General features: G+C 44.3%; 19 protein-coding genes. 10 read left to right on the top strand and 9 right to left on the bottom strand.

Features of this window, described 5'->3' with window-relative positions; all coding sequences use genetic code 11:
- Positions 1 to 225 precede the first annotated feature (225 nt).
- From AWV70_RS17015 to AWV70_RS16990, 6 genes are all read right to left on the bottom strand, one after another.
- Positions 226 to 1,296 carry an ABC transporter substrate-binding protein gene (locus AWV70_RS17015; protein WP_060209643.1) on the bottom strand — a complete coding sequence of 357 codons (1,071 nt, stop codon included), beginning with the start codon at positions 1,294 to 1,296 and terminating at the stop codon, positions 226 to 228.
- Positions 1,293 to 2,093 carry an ABC transporter permease gene (locus AWV70_RS17010; protein WP_060209641.1) on the bottom strand — a complete coding sequence of 267 codons (801 nt, stop codon included), beginning with the start codon at positions 2,091 to 2,093 and terminating at the stop codon, positions 1,293 to 1,295. Before AWV70_RS17010 ends, AWV70_RS17015 begins: the two co-directional genes overlap by 4 nt.
- Positions 2,077 to 2,901 carry an ABC transporter permease gene (locus AWV70_RS17005; protein ID WP_060209629.1) on the bottom strand — a complete coding sequence of 275 codons (825 nt, stop codon included), beginning with the start codon at positions 2,899 to 2,901 and terminating at the stop codon, positions 2,077 to 2,079. The genes AWV70_RS17010 and AWV70_RS17005 overlap by 17 nt, the downstream gene beginning before the upstream one ends.
- Positions 2,894 to 3,997: an ABC transporter ATP-binding protein gene (locus tag AWV70_RS17000; RefSeq protein ID WP_060209628.1), complete on the bottom strand. Its 1,104-nt coding sequence runs from the start codon at positions 3,995 to 3,997 to the stop codon at positions 2,894 to 2,896. The genes AWV70_RS17005 and AWV70_RS17000 overlap by 8 nt, the downstream gene beginning before the upstream one ends.
- A gap of 16 nt (positions 3,998 to 4,013) precedes the next feature.
- A complete protein-coding gene (locus AWV70_RS16995) occupies positions 4,014 to 4,556 on the bottom strand; it encodes a helix-turn-helix domain-containing protein (RefSeq protein ID WP_060209626.1) in 543 nt (180 codons plus the stop codon).
- A gap of 153 nt (positions 4,557 to 4,709) precedes the next feature.
- Positions 4,710 to 6,170 carry a hypothetical protein gene (locus tag AWV70_RS16990; RefSeq protein WP_060209624.1) on the bottom strand — a complete coding sequence of 487 codons (1,461 nt, stop codon included), beginning with the start codon at positions 6,168 to 6,170 and terminating at the stop codon, positions 4,710 to 4,712.
- Between the two features lie 151 nt (positions 6,171 to 6,321).
- Here AWV70_RS16990 and AWV70_RS16985 point away from each other — a divergent pair, with 151 nt between their 5' ends.
- Positions 6,322 to 6,771, top strand: a complete 450-nt coding sequence (locus tag AWV70_RS16985; protein ID WP_060209622.1) for a TlpA disulfide reductase family protein — start codon at positions 6,322 to 6,324, stop codon at positions 6,769 to 6,771.
- A gap of 90 nt (positions 6,772 to 6,861) precedes the next feature.
- Complete coding sequence (locus AWV70_RS16980) at positions 6,862 to 7,521, top strand: potassium channel family protein (protein ID WP_060209620.1); 660 nt, start codon at positions 6,862 to 6,864, stop codon at positions 7,519 to 7,521.
- Positions 7,522 to 7,595: 74 nt separating this feature from the next.
- On the opposite strand, the gene rnjA is transcribed toward AWV70_RS16980, so the two are convergent.
- The 3 genes from rnjA to def all read right to left on the bottom strand — a co-directional run bounded on the left by rnjA (position 7,596) and on the right by def (position 10,319).
- Entirely contained in the window at positions 7,596 to 9,263 is a 1,668-nt protein-coding gene (gene rnjA / locus AWV70_RS16975; protein WP_060209618.1) for a ribonuclease J1, read from the bottom strand.
- Positions 9,264 to 9,268: 5 nt separating this feature from the next.
- Positions 9,269 to 9,478, bottom strand: coding sequence for a DNA-dependent RNA polymerase subunit epsilon (locus tag AWV70_RS16970; protein WP_060209616.1), 210 nt, complete (start codon positions 9,476 to 9,478; stop codon positions 9,269 to 9,271).
- Positions 9,479 to 9,761: 283 nt separating this feature from the next.
- A complete protein-coding gene (gene def / locus AWV70_RS16965; protein WP_060209614.1) occupies positions 9,762 to 10,319 on the bottom strand; it encodes a peptide deformylase in 558 nt (185 codons plus the stop codon).
- Between the two features lie 313 nt (positions 10,320 to 10,632).
- On the opposite strand from def, the gene AWV70_RS16960 reads away from it, so the two are divergent.
- The 8 genes from AWV70_RS16960 to AWV70_RS16925 all read left to right on the top strand — a co-directional run bounded on the left by AWV70_RS16960 (position 10,633) and on the right by AWV70_RS16925 (position 18,686).
- Positions 10,633 to 11,274, top strand: a complete 642-nt coding sequence (locus tag AWV70_RS16960; protein ID WP_060209612.1) for a YkyA family protein — start codon at positions 10,633 to 10,635, stop codon at positions 11,272 to 11,274.
- A 251-nt stretch (positions 11,275 to 11,525) separates the two neighbouring features.
- Positions 11,526 to 12,641 carry a pyruvate dehydrogenase (acetyl-transferring) E1 component subunit alpha gene (gene pdhA / locus AWV70_RS16955; RefSeq protein WP_060209609.1) on the top strand — a complete coding sequence of 372 codons (1,116 nt, stop codon included), beginning with the start codon at positions 11,526 to 11,528 and terminating at the stop codon, positions 12,639 to 12,641.
- A gap of 3 nt (positions 12,642 to 12,644) precedes the next feature.
- Complete coding sequence (locus AWV70_RS16950; RefSeq protein WP_060209607.1) at positions 12,645 to 13,622, top strand: alpha-ketoacid dehydrogenase subunit beta; 978 nt, start codon at positions 12,645 to 12,647, stop codon at positions 13,620 to 13,622.
- Positions 13,623 to 13,660: 38 nt separating this feature from the next.
- On the top strand, positions 13,661 to 15,007 hold the full coding sequence (locus AWV70_RS16945) for a dihydrolipoamide acetyltransferase family protein (protein ID WP_060209606.1): 1,347 nt from the start codon (positions 13,661 to 13,663) through the stop codon (positions 15,005 to 15,007).
- A 4-nt stretch (positions 15,008 to 15,011) separates the two neighbouring features.
- Positions 15,012 to 16,424 carry a dihydrolipoyl dehydrogenase gene (lpdA, locus tag AWV70_RS16940; RefSeq protein WP_060209605.1) on the top strand — a complete coding sequence of 471 codons (1,413 nt, stop codon included), beginning with the start codon at positions 15,012 to 15,014 and terminating at the stop codon, positions 16,422 to 16,424.
- Between the two features lie 144 nt (positions 16,425 to 16,568).
- Entirely contained in the window at positions 16,569 to 17,426 is an 858-nt protein-coding gene (locus AWV70_RS16935; protein ID WP_060209604.1) for a polysaccharide deacetylase family protein, read from the top strand.
- Positions 17,427 to 17,438: 12 nt separating this feature from the next.
- A complete protein-coding gene (locus tag AWV70_RS16930) occupies positions 17,439 to 18,395 on the top strand; it encodes an NAD(P)H-dependent flavin oxidoreductase (RefSeq protein WP_060209602.1) in 957 nt (318 codons plus the stop codon).
- A gap of 18 nt (positions 18,396 to 18,413) precedes the next feature.
- Positions 18,414 to 18,686, top strand: coding sequence for a UPF0223 family protein (locus AWV70_RS16925; RefSeq protein ID WP_060209599.1), 273 nt, complete (start codon positions 18,414 to 18,416; stop codon positions 18,684 to 18,686).
- Positions 18,687 to 18,877: the final 191 nt, after the last annotated feature.

The raw sequence follows: 18,877 nt of genomic DNA, 5'->3' as shown, positions 1-18,877 counted from the left end.
GGATAATGAGACCGATACCTGCCATTGCGATGAACATATTGAACATCAAAATGTATAATGCCAAATTATTCGATTGTTTCTCCACCAAAGGCCATCCGCCCCTCTAACTATTTCGTGTTATTGAAACATCTTACCACATAAGCACGATAACACTTAACGGAAACGCCTCCATCCGTATACGAAAATGCCCTTAAACAATTTTGCGGTTTAAGGGCATTACAAGAATCATTTCATATCCATCTTGAATTCAAGGAAACGTTCGTTATAGACGCCTAATAATTCAAGTCCTAAATTTTTATATACTTCCAAGTGGCTTCTTGTCTCTTCGTCAGGATAAAAACGTTCATCCTCCACAACTTCCGGATCCATCAACTCAAGTGCAGATAAATTGGGCGTCGAATAGCCGACATAATCGGTATTTTGCGCAGCCACTTCAGGATCGAGCATGAAGTTGATGAATGCATGCGCTCCGTCGATGTTTTTTGCGGTTTTCGGAATGACGATATTGTCGAACCATAAATTTGAACCTTCCTCAGGAACAACGTAATCGATATCCTCATTTTCATACATCATATCGGCTGCCTGTCCAGACCACGTCAACGAAACAGCTGCTTCATTATTGATCATAAGCTGCGTGACTTCATCCCCGATAACCGCTTTAACATTCGGGCTTAATGCTTTCAATTTATCTGTTGCTTCGCGCAGTTCTTGAGGATTGGTCGAGTTCAGAGAGTATCCTAATGAGTTCAATCCCATCCCGATCGTTTCCCGTGCGCTATCGACAAGAATGACACGTTGCTTCAAGGAAGGGTCCCATAAATCATCCCAACTCTCAAATGATTGTCCTTCGAGTAACGTCGGATTGAATGCTATCCCTACTGTGCCCCAAAAATAGGGGACAGAGTATTCATTGCCTGGATCGAATGCCAAATCCAAAAAGTAAGGATCGATATGTTTGATGTTCGGAACTTTACTGTAATCGATTGGCAATAGAAGATCCTTTTCCTTCATCATTTCAATCATGTATTCAGAAGGGACAGAAATATCGTATGATGTGCCGCCTTGCTCAATTTTGCTCATCATGCCTTCATTTGAATCGAATGTTTCATAAATGACTTTAATGCCTGTTTCTTCTTCAAATTGCTTGATAAGATCCGGGTCGATATATTCTCCCCAATTATAAACCGTGATTGTCCCTTTTCCCGCCTTACTACCTTCGCTCAACTCGGCGTTGATGAAAAGCAATATGCCAGATACGAGAAGGATTAGAATTGCTGATTGGATTATGGATTTCATTTTTTCACCCCCGCGAGAGGCGTCTTCGATTTTCGGCTGATCGCATAGTAACCGACCACTAAAGCGACAGTGACAATGAAAATGAGTCCTGATAGGGCATTGATTGTCAAACTGATGCCTGTTCTTGCCATCGAATAAATCTCCACTGATAACGTCGAGAATCCATTTCCTGTCACGAAGAATGTGACAGCGAAGTCATCAAGGGAATATGTCAAAGCAAGGAAGAATCCAGCAAATATCCCCGGTTTTATGAAAGGAAGGATAACCCGCGTCATCACATCTTTTCGAGAAGCGCCAAGATCCAGTGCAGCGTCGATCAATGAAGTATTCATCTCCGAAAGTTTCGGCAATACCATAATGACGACAATCGGTATGCTGAAGGCGATATGGGAAATTAACACCGAAGCAAAACCGAGCTTCACGCCAATCATTGTAAACAGGATGAGGAATGAAGCTCCGATAATGACATCCGGGCTGACCATCAAAATATTATTCAAAGACAGTACGGCATTCCTCATTTTTTTATTGCGCATAAAATAAATGGCTAAAGCGCCGATGACGCCGATTGCTGTCGATAGTAAAGCGGAAAGCAGGGCGATGATGATCGTGTTGAGGACGATGATGATCAGTCGTTTGTCCTCAAAAACCGCCGCGTAATGCTCCCATGTAAAATCCTCGAAATTTGACATGCCGCCGCCCGAGTTGAATGAGTAGAAGATCAAATAGAAAATCGGTGCGTACAGGATAATGAAGACGATCGCTAAATAAAATTTAGGAAGCTTACCGAGCTTTTCCATTGTCCGACGCCCCCTTTTCTTTTCCGTTCGTGACAAGCATGATAATGAACATGAATACAATGAGGAAGACTGCAATTGTAGAGCCCATCCCCCAGTTTTGTGTCACCAGGAACTGCTGTTCAATAGCTGTTCCGAGCGTAATGACTTTATTGCCAGCAATGAGTCTCGTGATCATGAATAATGACAAGGCAGGAATGAATACAACTTGGATGCCTGATTTTACTCCATTTGTCGTCAAAGGCCATATGACTCTCCTGAAGGTCGTCCAGGAACTTGCACCAAGATCGCGCGACGCGTCAATTAACGCAGGGTTCAATTTGTCGAGCGCGTTGAAAATCGGCAAAATCATGAACGGAATGAAAATATATACGGAGACGAACACGAAGCTGAAATCCGTGAACAGGATTTGCTGCTTGCCGATGCCGACAGTCTCCAAAAACGCATTAAGCGGTCCATATAGCCCCATCAACCCGATGAAGGCGTATGTCTTCAACAATAGATTGATCCACGATGGAATGATGATGAGCAAAAGCCAAAGTTGCTTATGCTTCGTCTTCGTTAACAAATATGCCGTAGGATAGGCGATCAGCAATGAAAAGAATGTAATGAGGAATGCATACAAAAACGAGCTGATCGTCAATGAAAGATAGACGGACGTAAAGAAGTTGCGATAATTCGCCAGCGTGAAGTTGCCTGCCAAGTCGAAAAAGGAATAATAGACGATCAATGCAATCGGAGCCAGGACGAACAACAGGATCCACGCTGTATAAGGGATCGAGTAAATTGAACGCAGGCGGGACTTATTCATCAGCGTTCACTCCATAGGCTTCAAGTCTAGCATCGTAATCTTCCTCTGATTCGTTCAATCGCATAACGTGAATATCTTCGGGATTAAAATCAAGTCCGATTTTTTCCCCGACCTCCGCTTTCTTTGTAGAATGAACAAGCCATTCATTGCCGTCCTGATCGTATGTCGACAGTTCGTAATGAACACCACGGAATAATTGTGTATCGACTGTCACATTCAATTTGCCTTTATCGACAGTCGTGATTTCCAAATCTTCCGGGCGAAGGACAATGTCCACTTTCTCATTCGGCTGAAGGCCGGCGTCCGCGCAGTCGAATCTTTTTCCTGTAAATTCAACGATATAATCCTCGATCATCCGGCCGGACACAATATTCGATTCACCGATGAAGTCGGCGACGAAACGATTGATCGGCTCGTCATAGATATCAAGAGGTGTGCCTGACTGCTGGATGGCACCCATATTCATGACAAAAATCTCATCGGACATGGCGAGCGCTTCCTCTTGGTCATGGGTGACGAAGACAAACGTCTTGCCGAGGCGTTGCTGCAACTCCCGAAGCTCGTACTGCATTTCAGACCGCAATTTCAAATCGAGTGCGGATAACGGCTCATCAAGCAAGATCACTTCAGGATCATTGACAATGGCGCGTGCAATGGCAACACGTTGTCTTTGACCACCTGACATTTCCGTAATTTCCCGATTTTCGTAGCCGGCCAAGTTGACAAATTTCAATGCTTCTTTGACTCGTGTGTCGATTTCGTCCTTTTTCACCTTTTTAATCCGTAAACCGAATGCTATATTTTCATATGCATTCAAATGGGGGAAAAGGGCATAATCCTGGAATACCGTATTTACTTGGCGTTCGTTCGCCGGGACATTGTTTATTTTTTTGCCATTGAAGTAAATCGACCCTTCTGTCGGTTCGATAAACCCTGCAATCAATCGAAGGATTGTCGTCTTTCCGCATCCGGAAGGACCTAATAAAGTATAAAACTTTCCGCGCTCCAATTCGAATGAAACATTATCCAATACGGTAGTTCCATCTCCGTATTTCTTTATGACATTCTCAAAACGGATAATCGGCTGATTTGTCATTTTGGTATTTCCCCCTTCATAAATAAGATTCTGTTGCTACAAGAAGCAATTCGCTCGGTCCATTATTTGCATTCGATATCCGATGGTGATCGGAAGCTTCATAATAGACTGAATCTCCCTTTATAGCAGTAAACGTCCTCTTTCCGAGCTCAATTTCCACTTTACCGGAAAGAACATGGATGAATGTTTCGGCAAGTGATGGCTCAAATCGTTTGAATTCCCCATTCTTGGAGAATGTAATATGGATTGGCTCCATTTCATTCTCATTCGAGCGGGGAACGAGCCAGCGGATGCTATACTTCAGTTCATCATTGACGTACGTTGTTTGATCGGCCGGCGAGAAGACGACTTTCACGTTTTTCTTCGGTTCATCAAAAAATTCCTTCGGCGTTGTTCCCAGCACTTCTAAAAGGGAAAAAAGCGTTTCAATGGATGGGGAAGTGAGCTCCCTTTCCAATTGAGAAATATAACCTTTCGTAAGGTCGGTTCTCTCACCCAATTCTTCCTGGGTAAGTCCTTTTTTTAAACGAAGACTTTTGATTTTACTCCCGATATGCATGGTCGACAATTCCTTCCTTGAATCACGGGGTTTAGTATTACTGTACTTTCTGTTTACTATAAACCTACTTTATTATACAAAAAACCTATTGGAAATCAAGATGTTTCTTAAAAAAACCGGAATCCTTTTCGGGACTCCGGCATGGGTGGAATTCTATTGGTCATGCATATGAAGCTTTTTCTTACGGAGCCATTGCTTGAACAGCCTTCCGAAAGTGGAAATGATCAAGTAAACAGACAAGCCGATACCTGTCACAGCAGTGGCCAATGAAATCCATTCGAAGACCGTATAAGAGGAATATTCTTTCCAACCAGAAGGAGCCTCCCAGTCCTTTATGACGAGATTCATGCCGTAAATGCCGGAAATGACAGTGAAAATAGTCAAAATGAAAAGAAGTGTATTTACGCGGCTCGCATTGCTGTTTTCCTGACTCTTGTATAATTCTTGCAATGTGGTGTTCACTTCATCGAAGCGGGCATCGATACGAAAAGTCTTTCTGAACAACTTCGACAATTCCTTGCCCCCGGTTCTTGTACTGATTTCTATAAAGTAATACGAAGATGAAAAAACATTGATCAGCTTGATGAGTGACTTGACGTAAAACTCATCCCTTTTCCATTCGACTTCACTATATTCAAAAGAGACGCGCAACAACATGATTTTATAGAAATAATGAAGAAGTAAATTATAATAATGCGTTCCCATGTACTGTGATAATTCGTTCGTCAATTCATCAACCGGACGATTGGATACGGTTGAGAAGTTGTGATCAGTCGCAATCATATACAAATGAGGCGCCCATCGATCATGCAAGGACTCCGATAAGGATTGTTGAATATAATCTGGATTCGTTGCAGAAACGAAAGGCATTCCATCGGGGTCTTTTCCGTTCAAATTGCCGATCCTGAATAGGTTTTCTTCTGAAATGAATGCATCCGTTTCCGTAACAAGGAAGGATGAAACGTACATCCTTTCATCCTCGAAATAGGGAAGGGTTCCGAAATGCCCTTCCAATTTCCTTTCGTGTAAAACTGTCTTTTTCAAAAATGGACATAAGTGTTCGAATAAATAATCATGGATGGTAAATGTTTGTCCTGTTTGAGGGATGATGATTGTGGCGCCTTTATCTTCTTTCAGATTCGGTTCGATCGCTCGGAAATGTTGTATGAAATCGAGTACATCGCTTATGTCTTCAGATGAATCCTTCAAGTCTATGCGTAAAACAAGGAATGCGATGCCGAACGGACATAAGATAATATCGGTGCTTCTCATGTAAAAGTCATACAATTCATCTCTTAACTGCATCGTGTAGTTTTTTCCGATAATTGCAGTATAGCGATGAAATCCCTTTTTTTCGGGAGAGCAAGGGAAAAGCTTATCTTCGATATACGGATAAAAGTATTGTTCCAGTTCCTTGCCTAAAACTTCGATTCCATGTCCGTATAAAACGTCTTCATCCACTACAGCCTCATCTATTTGAAAATAGGTGTATCCATTCGATTCTAAATCAATGATTGTTTCCTCTCTTCTCCTCTGATCAAAGCCGAAGGGCAGGAGGAACGTCATATAGGCGTCGGTCATTTGTAATTTTTCCGGATTCTTCTGTATGGACATAGCATTGCCTTCCTTCATCCGCTTCTCTATTAGTGGCAAGCCACCTGTCCTACCATTCCCTTTGACAAAGCGCTGTTAAACATTCCATCCCGATTTTCAATCTGTCCGCATAGAATAAGCAGTGGGATATTTTAGTCGGAGGAGAGAAAAGATGAAATTGTACGAACGGATGCCGGAATTGAACGGAGCGACTGTCTGGTTGAATGGGCGATATGAAAAAGCGGATCTGATCGGGGAGAAACCGACCCTTATCCATTTTTGGTCAATTAGCTGCCACCTTTGTAAGGAAGCAATGCCTTATATGAATAATTTCCGAAGCCGGTATAAGGACAGGTTGAACATCATCGCGGTGCATATGCCGCGCTCGGAAGATGATTTGGATTTACAGAAAATCAAAAAAGTCGCCGCGGAGAATAATATTAGGCATCCGATTTTCGTAGACGGCGATTTGATTTTGAATGATGCGTTCGATAACCAATACGTCCCCGCCTATTATGTTTTCGATAAGGGCGGGCAACTACGGCATTTTCAAACAGAGCAAAGCGGCATGGGCATGCTTAAGAAACGTGTTGAGCGACTAATGAATGAAATGAGAAGATAAGGCGGCCGAATGTAGGTCGTCTTTTCTTTTGCCTATGAAACGAATATGGTACACTCGTTTTATCCATAAGTCGGATTGGAGCGAAATTGAATGAAAAAGGAATTTGTCGTCATTGGATTAGGACGATTCGGGGGAAGCATCGTCAATGAGCTAGTGGAATTGAATGCGGATGTTATGGCGATCGATATTTCGCCTGATCGGGTCGAGGAATTTGCGCAAATTGCGACAACTGCGGTGGCGGCTGACACGACTGATGAATCTGCACTACGATCATTGGGAATTCGAAATTTTGAGCATGTCGTCGTAGCAATCGGTGAAAATATCCAAGCGAGCATTTTAACAACACTCATCTTGAAAGAGATCGGTGTCCAGAAAATAACCGTGAAAGCGCAGAATGACTACCACGCGAAAGTTTTACGGAAGATAGGTGCGGATCAAGTCGTCCATCCTGAGCGGGATATGGGGAAACGGATTGCGAACAATTTGGTTTCGAATAATATTTTGGATTATCTAGAACTGTCCGATGAGTATTCGATTGCAGAAATACGAGCGAATGAGAAGCTTGCCGGATTCACGCTGATCGATCTAGATATCCGAGCGAAATATGGTGTGAATATCGTAGCGATTAAACGCCAATCTCAGATTTTGGTGTCACCGCAAGCGATTGAAGAGATCCAGTTGAATGATATATTGATTGTCATTGGTTCGGATGTGGATATTCATAGATTTGAGAGGAAGGCCCTTCATTGATGAAAGGCCTTTTTCAAAAAAAGCCCTTATGTCGTTAATGACATGAGGGCTTTCTTACAGTCCAGCTCCGCTATTCAAACTTCCATGACGACAGGGAGTACCATTGGTCTGCGTTTTGTCTGGTCATATAGATAAGGTGAAAGGATATCGATGATGTCGCTTTTCAATGAACTTGCTTCTGCAGGAGAGTTTGCAAGTTTCTTGTTCAATTCCTTAGATAATAGATGTTGAGCTTCACTGATCATCATCCCGGATTCTCGCATATACACAAATCCGCGTGAAATGATATCAGGTCCTGAAACGACTTTATTGCGTTTCTTATCGACTGTAGCAACGACGATGACTAGACCGTCTTCTGACAGGATTTTACGGTCGCGCAATACGACACTTCCGATGTCCCCGATGCCGCTTCCATCGATATACACGTCGCCTGAAGGGACCTTTCCGGCGATTCTAGCCGAATCCTCTGTCAAAGCGAGAACATCACCATTGCTCATAATGTGGATGTTGTCCGGTTCAACGTCGCAGCCGATGGCGAGCTCCTTATGCATTTTCAGCATGCGGTATTCACCATGAATCGGCATGAAGTATTTCGGTTTGATCAACCGGAGCATCAGTTTCTGTTCTTCCTGTGATCCGTGTCCTGATGTATGAATATTATTTAGTGCGCCGTGAATGACTTCTGCGCCAGCCCGGAAGAGGGCGTTGATTGTTTTATTGACGCTCAGTGTATTCCCAGGGATCGGCGAGGATGAAAAGATGACCGTATCGCCAGGTTGGATTTGCACTTGACGGTGTGTCCCGTTTGCAATACGAGATAATGCAGCCATCGGTTCGCCTTGGCTTCCCGTACAGAGGATCATCACTTCGCTGGCAGGCAGCCGGTTGAGCGACTGGGTGTCCACGAATAATTCTTTAGGTGCGTTGATATACCCGAGTTCCCGTCCGATTGTAATTGCATTGTCCATGCTTCTGCCGAATACGGCGATTTTCCGGCCATATCGTTCAGCTGCTTCGATCACTTGCTGAAGTCGATGGATGTTTGAGGCGAATGTTGCAAAGATGATTCTTCCATCGACTTTACGGAAGATTTCATTCAAGCTATCGCCGACTTTTCGTTCGGACATTGTAAAATTCGGCACTTCAGCATTCGTACTGTCCGATAGGAGACAGAGTACACCGTCGCTTCCGAATTTTGCCATCTTGGCAAGGTTCGCTGGTTCTCCGACCGGCGTGAAATCGAATTTGAAGTCGCCCGTATGAACGATATTGCCTGATGGTGTTTTGACGACTACACCGAATGCGTCAGGAATACTATGGGTTGTCCGGAAGAAAGAGACGGATGTCTTCCTGAATTTGAAAATGTCATCTTCCTTGAACTCAATCATCTTCGTCGTTCTGAGCAAGCCATGTTCATCAAGCTTGTTTCGGAGCAATCCGAGTGCCAATTTACTGCCGTAGACCGGAATGTTGATCTTGCGCAGCAAATAAGGGATCCCACCAATGTGGTCCTCGTGACCATGCGTAATGAAAAGGCCTTTGATCTTTTCGACGTTCCGTTCCAAGTAGGTATAGTCGGGAATGACGTAATCGATTCCGAGTAAATCGTCCTCAGGAAATTTGATGCCTGCATCGATGAGGATGAGTTCGTCCTGGAATTGTACACAATACGTGTTTTTGCCGATTTCTCCAAGTCCGCCAAGGGCGAAAACGGCTGTTTCATTGTTTTTGATTAGTTTCATAATGCTTAGACCTGCTCTAGCTCAAAATGAGGGGATGCTTGCTCATATTTGAGATGTTGACCTTCGAGTAGCTGGATCAGTTCAATATTGTACTCCCGGTTCTTTAGCTTTTCGCGGACATTTTTTTCAGAATCGGCCTCAATGTACAGATGTTTCGTGTTTTCACGGATTGGTACTTGTGTTGCGTTTTCTTGGTAATAGACTTTGTAAATCATGGTAAGCTCTCCTTTTTACGTTCGTTTGAATCTTTCTCTTCATCTTAGCATGTCAGTTGCTTAAAATAAACTATGATGACCTTCTTCATCTATAGGGAACATCAAATCATAAAAAAAGCCCGCCAATCGTGTTGGCGGGCGTTGTCTATGCAATCGTCTTTTTGCCGAGTATGCCATTGAGCCGTCTTAACAGTTTGCGTTTGAGGCGCTTGTACATGGGCATATCACTCCTTAAAGACATTATATAGGAATTCGAAATTTCTGTCAAGTTTCGATTCCTATTTTAGTCCCTTTCAAAAGGAGTGGCGTCCGGAATGACTTTGAATGGTGCCGATGAGTCGATGTGATCATAGAACATGACACCGTTCAAATGATCCAGCTCGTGTTGGAACGCTATGGCGGAAAGTCCTTTAAGCCTCATCTTGAATTCCTGGCCCTCTGGGTCGAAAGCTTTCACCGTTATTCTTGCATAGCGAGGTACAAAGCCATCTACATCACGGTCTACTGAAAGGCAGCCTTCGCCAGATGCCAAATAAGTTCTCTCCACTGAGTGGCTGACGATTTTAGGGTTGACAGCTACGATGCTAAGCGTTTTTTGCCCTTCTTCTTCAATATGCAAGGCGAATATTCTTTTGGAAACATTCACTTGAGGAGCTGCAAGCCCGATCCCTGGCCGCAAACCGTACCGTTCACATACTTCATCGTCTTGGCTACTTATAAGATATTCGAGTAGATCGTTGCATAACTTCTTTTCCTTCGCTGCCATCGGGAATGTCACTTCCTCCGCGACTTTACGGAGTGTTGGATGGCCTTCGCGAATAATATCTTTCATTAAAATCATTGCATATTCTTCCTTTCGATAAATCTTGCTGTCCTTCTATTATAAGCTAACAGGGAAAAGAGGGTAAAGTGAAACTTCACTCAGTGGGATTCTTTCCCCACTGAGCAGCAGAACAAAGGCTAAGTTCGAAACGCCCTTGCGACGCCTTTGTGACCTGCATCCTGCAGGCCCGAACCAATCGGGCATTAACTGGCAGTCGATCTCCCGCAGGGCGGGAGTCTTACTGCCAGTTAATGCGGGGTAAAGGTTTTTGTGGTTGCTTGAAATGCTTGGGGGATACAGTTATAGTGAAATTCAGATTGGAGGAAATTCTATGAAGAAAAAAGTTGTAAGTTTACTTGCGGTCGGCATGTTGACGTTAACCGGATGCAGTATCGGGCAATCGACTGAGAAGCAACTTTCCGAAACATTGACCAAAATGAATGAGTCGGAAACTGCATATCGAGATACACAAAGTAAATTGACTGAACTAGAACAAACCGAACAGAAAACCTTCACGGAAACGATGGAATTGACAAAAGAAGACGTTGACAAATTGCGTTCCAAAATCAGTGAGTTGGAGACTCTATTAGATGATAGACTCGCTTTTCTAGACAAAGAGGAAGCTGCAATGAAAGAAGCGGAAGGATTTGTTGAAGAGCTTGACACAATTGGAGAGAAAGCTTCTGAATCTGAAAGCGGACAGATTATAAAGCTGAAAGACGCTGCAGAGAAGCGGTATGCCCTTCATTCTACTTTCATCGATGAGTATAAAAAGCTTGCAGCTATTCAAAAAGAGTTTTACGGCATGCTTTCTGCCCAAGACGTCGGACTGGACGAATTAAAACAGAAAGTGAAAGAAGTGAACGAGCAAAATGCAATGGTTCAAACGGCAATTACAGAATTCAATGAAGCGACTAAAGAGGTAAATTCCTTAAAAGAAGATGTGTTTTCAAGTTTAGAACGAGAAGAATAAAGGAAATAGGTAAAGTGGAGGCGAACGCGACTCCACTTTTTCTTTTTGTAAATCTATTATAATACAGATTGATTATTGTGGTAGTACAGAATGCGGCTTTACTATAATTCGCAATATTAAGCTGTTCTGCGATGCTATGAATAACAGTGATTGACCTAATTGTCCTCTTTCAGTATACTGATTAGTGAAGTAGGTTGTATCATTAATAAGATCAATAAAAAATAATACAGATATAAAGGAGAGGTGCCGACATGGCTGCAAAACAAGTAAAGCAGTTCGATCCGGTGAAAACGCTTCATTCTATTGAAGAACAGTTTGAAATGTTCCAGGTTTTGAATGAAGAAGGCGAGATTGTCAATAAAGATGCGGATCCGAATTTATCTGACGAAGAATTGACAGAACTAATGACAAGAATGGTCTATACAAGAATTTTGGATCAACGGTCGATTTCTTTGAACCGCCAAGGAAGACTTGGATTCTATGCACCGACTGCCGGCCAGGAAGCTTCTCAGCTTGCATCCCATTTTGCGCTTGAGAAGGAAGACTTCATCCTGCCGGGTTACCGTGATGTCCCACAACTCGTATTCCACGGTTTACCATTACATATGGCATTCCTATGGTCCCGAGGACATTATTTAGGAAGTGCTTTTCCTGAAGGATTGAACGTGTTATTTCCGCAAATCATCATCGGCGCCCAGTATATCCAAGCCGCAGGTGTCGCTCTCGGATTCCAAAAACGTGGAATTAAAGCAGTGGCAATGACGTATACGGGTGACGGAGGTACTTCGCAAGGTGATTTCTATGAAGGGATCAACTTTGCAGGGGCGTATCGTTCGCCTGCGATTTTCGTTGTGCAAAATAACCAATATGCGATTTCGACTCCTCGAGAGTTGCAAACAGCAGCAAAAACACTTGCGCAAAAAGGTGTGGCTGCAGGAATTCCAAGCATTCTTGTGGATGGAATGGATGCGCTTGCGGTGTATGTTGCGACACGTGACGCAAGGGAACGTGCTGTGAACGGCGAAGGTCCAACATTGATTGAAACAATGTGTTACCGTTACGGTCCGCATACGATGGCAGGAGATGATCCTACCCGTTACCGTACATCCGACACAGATAACGAATGGGAAAAACGCGACCCGCTTATCCGTTTCCGTAAATACCTTGAAGGTAAAGGCATTTGGAATGAAGAGAAGGAAAACGAAGTAATCGACCGTGCGAAAGAGGACATTAAAGAAGCCATCAAGAAGGCGGATGCTGCACCTAAACAAAAAGTGACCGATTTCATGAAAATAATGTACAAAGGCGATATGCCATCCAATTTGCAAGAGCAATTTGAACTGTATACAGAGAAGGAGTCGAAGTAACCGATGGCACAAATGACGATGATTCAAGCGATTACCGATGCAATGCGCACGGAGCTTAAAAATGATGAAAACGTCCTCGTCTTCGGTGAAGACGTTGGCGTGAACGGCGGTGTTTTCCGCGCAACTGAAGGTTTGCAAAAAGAATTTGGCGAAGAGCGTGTATTTGATACACCACTTGCTGAATCAGGAATCGGTGGTCTTGCTGTTGGGTTGACGCTAACAGGTTTCCGTCCAGTCATGGAAATCCAGTTTTTCGGTTTCCTCTTTGAAGTGATCGACTCAGTCAGCGGTCAATTGGCACGTCAATCGTTCCGTACGGGTGGAAGATACAACGCGCCTGTAACGATCCGTTCTCCATTCGGCGGCGGTGTTGCGACACCGGAAATGCATGCGGACAGCTTTGAAGGATTGGTTGCATCCCAACCAGGTTTGACTGTCGTCATCCCTTCAACGCCGTATGACGCGAAGGGGTTATTGATCTCGGCGATCCGCGATGAGAACCCGGTTGTATTCTTGGAGCATATGAAGCTATACCGTTCATTCAGGCAAGAAGTACCTGAAGAGGAATATACGATTCCTTTAGGAAAAGCGGATGTGAAGCGAGAAGGTACAGATCTATCGATCATTACGTATGGTGCAATGGTGCATGAAAGCTTGAAAGCCGCAGAAGCACTTGAAAAAGAAGGCCATTCTGTAGAAGTTGTCGACTTGCGTACAGTTCAGCCGTTGGACATCGAGACGATCATCGGTTCCGTTGAGAAGACAAACCGTGCAATCGTTGTTCAAGAAGCGCAAAAGCAAGCGGGAATCGCAGCGAATGTTGTTTCCGAAATAACGGAAAGAGCGATCTTAAGCCTTGAAGCGCCAGTTTTGCGGGTCACAGCTCCTGATACAGTCTATCCGTTTGCCCAAGGGGAAAATGCTTGGTTGCCGGATGCGAACGACATTATTGAAACAGCTAAAAAAGTATTGACATTCTAATTGGAGCTAAGCTCTGATACTAAGAAAGGGTGAATCTTGTGGCATATGAATTCCGTTTACCGGATATCGGGGAAGGGATTCATGAAGGTGAAGTCGTAAAGTGGTTTGTTGCCAAAGGCGATAAAATCAATGAAGATGACACGCTTCTTGAAATCCAAAACGATAAAGCAGTTGTGGAAATCCCATCACCTGTAACAGGTACAGTAGAAGAAATTCTCGTTGGAGAAGGAACAGTCGCTGTAGTCGGTGACGTCCTAATTCGTTTTGACGCTCCTGGATATGAAAGCCAAAGCGTAGAGGAAGAAGGCAAAGAAGAGACTGAAGCCCAAGTCCAGGCAACTGCGGAAGCAGGCCAGGAAATCGATAAAGAAGAACAGAAGAAAGAACAGCCTGAAACGAAGCAAGCTGCACCTTCCACGCAAGGACAAACAGATGATGCGACAACAAAACGCGTCATTGCTATGCCGTCCGTCCGGAAGTTTGCGCGCGAGCAGGAAGTCGATATTCGCCAAGTGCAGGGGTCAGGTAAAAATGGCCGTGTCTTGAAAGAGGATATCGAAGCCTTCCTAAACGGCGGCCAACAGCAATCTGTCCAAGTAGCTGAAGAACCAAAAACTACCGTTGAAGCAGAAGTGCAAGGACCTGAAACGAAGCCGGCAGTACCTGTAGCATTGGAAGGAGACTTCCCTGAAACGCGTGAAAAAATGTCGGGAATCCGAAAAGCGATTGCTAAAGCGATGGTCAATTCCAAGCACACTGCACCTCATGTGACTTTGTTGGACGAAATTGACGTATCAGAGCTTGTTGCACACCGCAAGAAATTCAAGCAAATCGCAGCAGAAAAGGATATTAAGCTCACATATCTTCCATATGTTGTGAAGGCGCTCGTTTCTACACTGCGTGAATTCCCTCAATTGAATACATCTCTTGATGATGAAAAAGAGGAAATCATTCAGAAGCATTATTTCAATATCGGTATTGCAGCTGACACAGATCGTGGATTGCTTGTGCCTGTCATCAAGCATGCAGATCGGAAATCAGTATTTGCAATCTCACAAGAAATTACCCAGCTTGCTGAAAAAGCACGCGATGGTAAATTGAGTCCTGCGGAAATGAAAGGGGCATCTTGCTCCATTACAAATATCGGCTCTGCAGGCGGACAATGGTTTACGCCGATCATCAACCATCCGGAAGTTGCAATTCTCGGAATCGGCCGTATTTCCGAAAAGCCAATTGTCAAAAATGGTGAAATTGTTGCCGCACCTATGTTAGCATTATCATTGGTATTCGATCATCGGGTGATTGATGGTGTTACAGGACAGCAGGCACTGAATCACATTAAGAAATTGCTCGGTAATCCAGAACTTTTATTAATGGAGGCGTAAGCATATGGTAGTAGGAGACTTTCCAATCGAAGTGGATACACTTGTTGTAGGATCCGGCCCCGGAGGATATGTTGCGGCAATCCGCGCAGCTCAGCTGGGACAGAAAGTCACAATCGTCGAGAAGGGTGATCTTGGTGGAGTTTGTCTTAACGTTGGTTGCATTCCATCGAAAGCCCTTATTTCAGTAGGGCATCGTTACGCGTCCGCAAAAGATTCCGATGATATGGGAATCACAGCAACTGATGTCAAACTTGACTTCTCAAAAGCGCAAGCATTTAAAGACGGCGTAGTCAAAAAATTGACAGGCGGCGTTGAAGGATTGCTTAAAGGAAATAAAGTCGATATCGTCAAAGGTGAAGCTTACTTCGTCGACGCGAACACTGCTAAAGTAATGGATGAAACATCTTCACAGACGTATAAGTTCAAGAATGCAATTATCGCGACAGGTTCACGTCCGGTTGAAATTCCTACATTCAAGTTTTCAAAACGTGTCATCAATTCCACTGGTGCGCTTAACTTGGAAGAAGTTCCTGGGCACTTGGTCGTCATCGGCGGCGGTTATATCGGAACTGAACTTGGTTCAGCGTATGCAAACCTTGGTTCCAAAGTGACGATCATCGAAGGTGCTGATGATATTCTTGCAGGCTTCGAAAAACAAATGACGCAAATCGTTAAAAAAGGCTTGAAGAAAAAAGGCGTTGAAATCGTTGTAAAGGCATCTGCCAAAGGTGTTGAAGAATCCGACACTGGTGTTGTCGTAACGTACGAAGCAAAAGGCGAAGAGCAAAAAGTTGAAGCTGACTATGTTCTTGTAACAGTTGGACGCCGTCCGAACACAGATGAAATCGGTCTTGAAGAAATGGGCGTCAAATTCCTTGAACGCGGTTTGATCGATGTGGATAAACAGTGCCGTACAAGCATCCCGAACATCTATGCAATCGGCGATATCGTCTCCGGACCGCAACTTGCACACAAAGCCTCCTATGAAGCGAAAGTGGCTGCAGAAGCGATTTCCGGCGAGAAATCCGAAGTCGACTATTTGGCAATCCCGGCAGTCTGCTTTACAGATCCTGAGCTTGCAACAGTCGGATTGAATGAACAACAAGCAAAAGATGAAGGTTATGAAGTAGTGGCGGGCAAATTCCCGTTTGCAGCGAATGGCCGTGCACTTGCGCTTAACGCAACTGACGGATTCGTCAAACTAGTTTCTCGTAAAGAGGACGGACTCCTATTAGGCGCGCAAATCGTAGGTGAAAATGCATCTGATATGATTGCAGAGCTTGGTCTTGCGATCGAGGCGGGAATGACATTGGAAGATATCGCAATGACTATCCACGCTCACCCCACTCTCGGTGAAATTTCCATGGAAGCTGCAGAGGTGGCTCTTGGTAAACCGATTCATATGATTTCTAAATAAGTGTAGAATAGATAGATAGCGTCCGTTGGCATGATGTGCCTTTCGGACGCTTTTCTCATTCCTACGCCCCGGTTCGTTTGAAGGAACGTTCCGACTCGTGATAGGATGAAAATATTCAGCCATCATTATAAAGGAGAGAATCTCATGAATAAAAGGTTACTATACATACCGCTTCTCTCCATGCTGCTGCTCGCATCATGCAACGAAGAAGCAAAACCGAAAGAAACGGATCAGTTTGAGCAACCTGTCGAAGTGGAGAACAATGAAGAAGACGTTGTACCAGCTGATAAGCAGAAAGAAAATGATGACGAGGTTGAACAGGAAGGGGAAACAGAAATCGTCAACCAAGTCCCTTTATACGAAATGAACCCGAAAACATACTCCATTCAGCCAATCGGGCATGCGAATCCAAAGGTCGTACTTTTGACGATTGATGACGCACCGGATAAAAGAGCGCTAGACATGGCGAAGACATTAAAAAGTTTGGGAGCTCCAGCCATCTTTTTCGTCAATGGTCATTTTATTGAAACGGATGAAAAGAAAGCGATTCTGAAAGAAATTCACGATATGGGATTCACTATCGGGAATCATACGAAGACACATGCGAATTTGAAGACATTGTCCGAAGAAGAACAACGTGAGGAAATCATTTCTGTAAATGACATTGTCGAGGAGGTCACCGGCGAACGTCCTGTGTTTTTCCGTGCCCCGTTCGGAGTGAATACGGATTTTAGTCGAGCTCTTGCGATTGACGAAGGAATGCAATTGATGAACTGGTCATATGGCTATGATTTTGAAAAAGAGTATATGACAAAGGAAAAAATTGCGGACATTATGGTGAATACGGAACTTCTCCGTGACGGCTCCAACTTGCTGATGCACGACAGGGAATGGACTGCTGATGCTTTGGAGGAAATCGTGAATGGATTAAGAGATAAAGGGTATGAAATTGTCGATCCTGAACTGATTAAAGGTTTGGAGGATCTGGAAGAGGGAGAATAAGGGGGAGATTTTGTGGAATGGAAAACGAGAGTCACTGAATTGCTGGGGATTAACTATCCGATCATCCAAGGGGGATTGGCCTATCTTGCCTATGCGGACCTGGCTGCAGCGGTTTCAGAAGCAGGAGGACTTGGTCAGATTACAGCAATGAGCTTGGATTCGCCGGAAGCGCTGCGTTCAGAAATCAGAAAGGTTAGGGAGCTGACAGCGAAGCCTTTCGGAGTCAATTTTGCAATTGGCCAGCACGGACGGCCCTATGAGCATATGCTCGACATCGCTTTGGAAGAGAATGTCAAGGTCCTGTCGGTAACTGGCGGAAATCCTGCGCCATTCTTTGATTTTGTTGGAAAAGCAGATGTGAAGAAGCTTGTATTGGTCGCTGCTAAAAGACAAGCGATGAAGGCAGCATCGCTCGGAGCGGATGCAGTAATGGTTGTTGGTCAGGAAGGGGGCGGCCATTTGGGCCGTGATGATGTCGGGACAATGGTGTTAGTTCCCCAAGTGGTTGATGCAGTGAAGATTCCTGTCATTGCTTCCGGCGGCATAGGTGATGGGCGGGGATGGATGGCCGCGCATGCGTTGGGAGCGGAAGGGATTGAAATGGGAACTCGTTTCATCGCTACAAAAGAATGTGTCCATGCTTCAAAAGAATATAAACAAGCGCTTCTTCAAACAGAAGAAACGGGTACCGTCGTCATTAAACGGTCACTGGGTGCTCCAGCGAGGGCGCTTTCAGGAAGTTGGACGGAAAAGATTTTACGTATGGAAGCGGAACATGCTGATTATGATAAATTGAAGGGCTATATTAGCGGTGTCGCCAATCGTCGGTTCATCCACAAAGGAGATGAGCAAGACGGTTTTGGTTGGGCAGGGCAGGTTGCGGGCATGATTGAGGATATTCCGACGGTGGCGGAATTAATCGGCCGCATGGTAGAGCAGGCGGAAGGTATTAGAAGGAAATGGGCATAAGGAAAGGTGCGGAAGAAAGTGGATTATAATTACCCTCTCAGTCATCATTGGACGACTGAAGAAATCATTGACGTAGTAGCATTTTTTCAATCTGTGGAAAAAGCATATGAAGCACAAATTGCGAGGGAGGATTTCATGGATGCCTATAAGGCGTTTAAGAAAGTCGTCCCCTCCATTGCGGAAGAGAAGACAATCTTCAAGGAGTTCGAAGAAGCAAGTGGTTTTAATAGTTATCGTATTGTGAAAAAGGCGAAGGAAGGTCGCGATGGCGATCCCTTAACTGGTAAATGAAAGAGAGTGACTGCATAATTATGCAGTCACTCTCTCAGACTGTAGACAAAAGGGATGAAAATCGAATTGATTTTCATCCCTTTTGTCATATTAGCGCATTGACACAAAAACGTTAGACTGACGCGACGTTGATTTCCGTTCCGAGCGGACGCTTTCCGGGGGGCTTGCCCTCAGCCTCCTCGTCGCTTTGC

The organism is Sporosarcina koreensis (assembly GCF_001531445.1).
Classification (GTDB): Bacteria; Bacillota; Bacilli; order Bacillales_A; family Planococcaceae; genus Sporosarcina; species Sporosarcina koreensis_C.
The sequence above is the reverse complement of the archived record's forward strand: the minus strand, read 5'-3'. Positions and strand labels throughout refer to the sequence as shown.

What these genes read in the sequence shown, in the direction of transcription:
- AWV70_RS17015 (WP_060209643.1), bottom strand. Translation starts at nt 1,296, where the DNA reads ATGAAATCCATAATCCAATCAGCAATTCTAATCCTTCTCGTATCTGGC.
- AWV70_RS17010 (WP_060209641.1), bottom strand. Translation starts at nt 2,093, where the DNA reads ATGGAAAAGCTCGGTAAGCTTCCTAAATTTTATTTAGCGATCGTCTTC.
- AWV70_RS17005 (WP_060209629.1), bottom strand. Translation starts at nt 2,901, where the DNA reads ATGAATAAGTCCCGCCTGCGTTCAATTTACTCGATCCCTTATACAGCG.
- AWV70_RS17000 (WP_060209628.1), bottom strand. Translation starts at nt 3,997, where the DNA reads ATGACAAATCAGCCGATTATCCGTTTTGAGAATGTCATAAAGAAATAC.
- AWV70_RS16995 (WP_060209626.1), bottom strand. Translation starts at nt 4,556, where the DNA reads ATGCATATCGGGAGTAAAATCAAAAGTCTTCGTTTAAAAAAAGGACTT.
- AWV70_RS16990 (WP_060209624.1), bottom strand. Translation starts at nt 6,170, where the DNA reads ATGTCCATACAGAAGAATCCGGAAAAATTACAAATGACCGACGCCTAT.
- AWV70_RS16985 (WP_060209622.1), top strand. Translation starts at nt 6,322, where the DNA reads ATGAAATTGTACGAACGGATGCCGGAATTGAACGGAGCGACTGTCTGG.
- AWV70_RS16980 (WP_060209620.1), top strand. Translation starts at nt 6,862, where the DNA reads ATGAAAAAGGAATTTGTCGTCATTGGATTAGGACGATTCGGGGGAAGC.
- rnjA (WP_060209618.1), bottom strand. Translation starts at nt 9,263, where the DNA reads ATGAAACTAATCAAAAACAATGAAACAGCCGTTTTCGCCCTTGGCGGA.
- AWV70_RS16970 (WP_060209616.1), bottom strand. Translation starts at nt 9,478, where the DNA reads ATGATTTACAAAGTCTATTACCAAGAAAACGCAACACAAGTACCAATC.
- def (WP_060209614.1), bottom strand. Translation starts at nt 10,319, where the DNA reads ATGATTTTAATGAAAGATATTATTCGCGAAGGCCATCCAACACTCCGT.
- AWV70_RS16960 (WP_060209612.1), top strand. Translation starts at nt 10,633, where the DNA reads ATGAAGAAAAAAGTTGTAAGTTTACTTGCGGTCGGCATGTTGACGTTA.
- pdhA (WP_060209609.1), top strand. Translation starts at nt 11,526, where the DNA reads ATGGCTGCAAAACAAGTAAAGCAGTTCGATCCGGTGAAAACGCTTCAT.
- AWV70_RS16950 (WP_060209607.1), top strand. Translation starts at nt 12,645, where the DNA reads ATGGCACAAATGACGATGATTCAAGCGATTACCGATGCAATGCGCACG.
- lpdA (WP_060209605.1), top strand. Translation starts at nt 15,012, where the DNA reads ATGGTAGTAGGAGACTTTCCAATCGAAGTGGATACACTTGTTGTAGGA.
- AWV70_RS16935 (WP_060209604.1), top strand. Translation starts at nt 16,569, where the DNA reads ATGAATAAAAGGTTACTATACATACCGCTTCTCTCCATGCTGCTGCTC.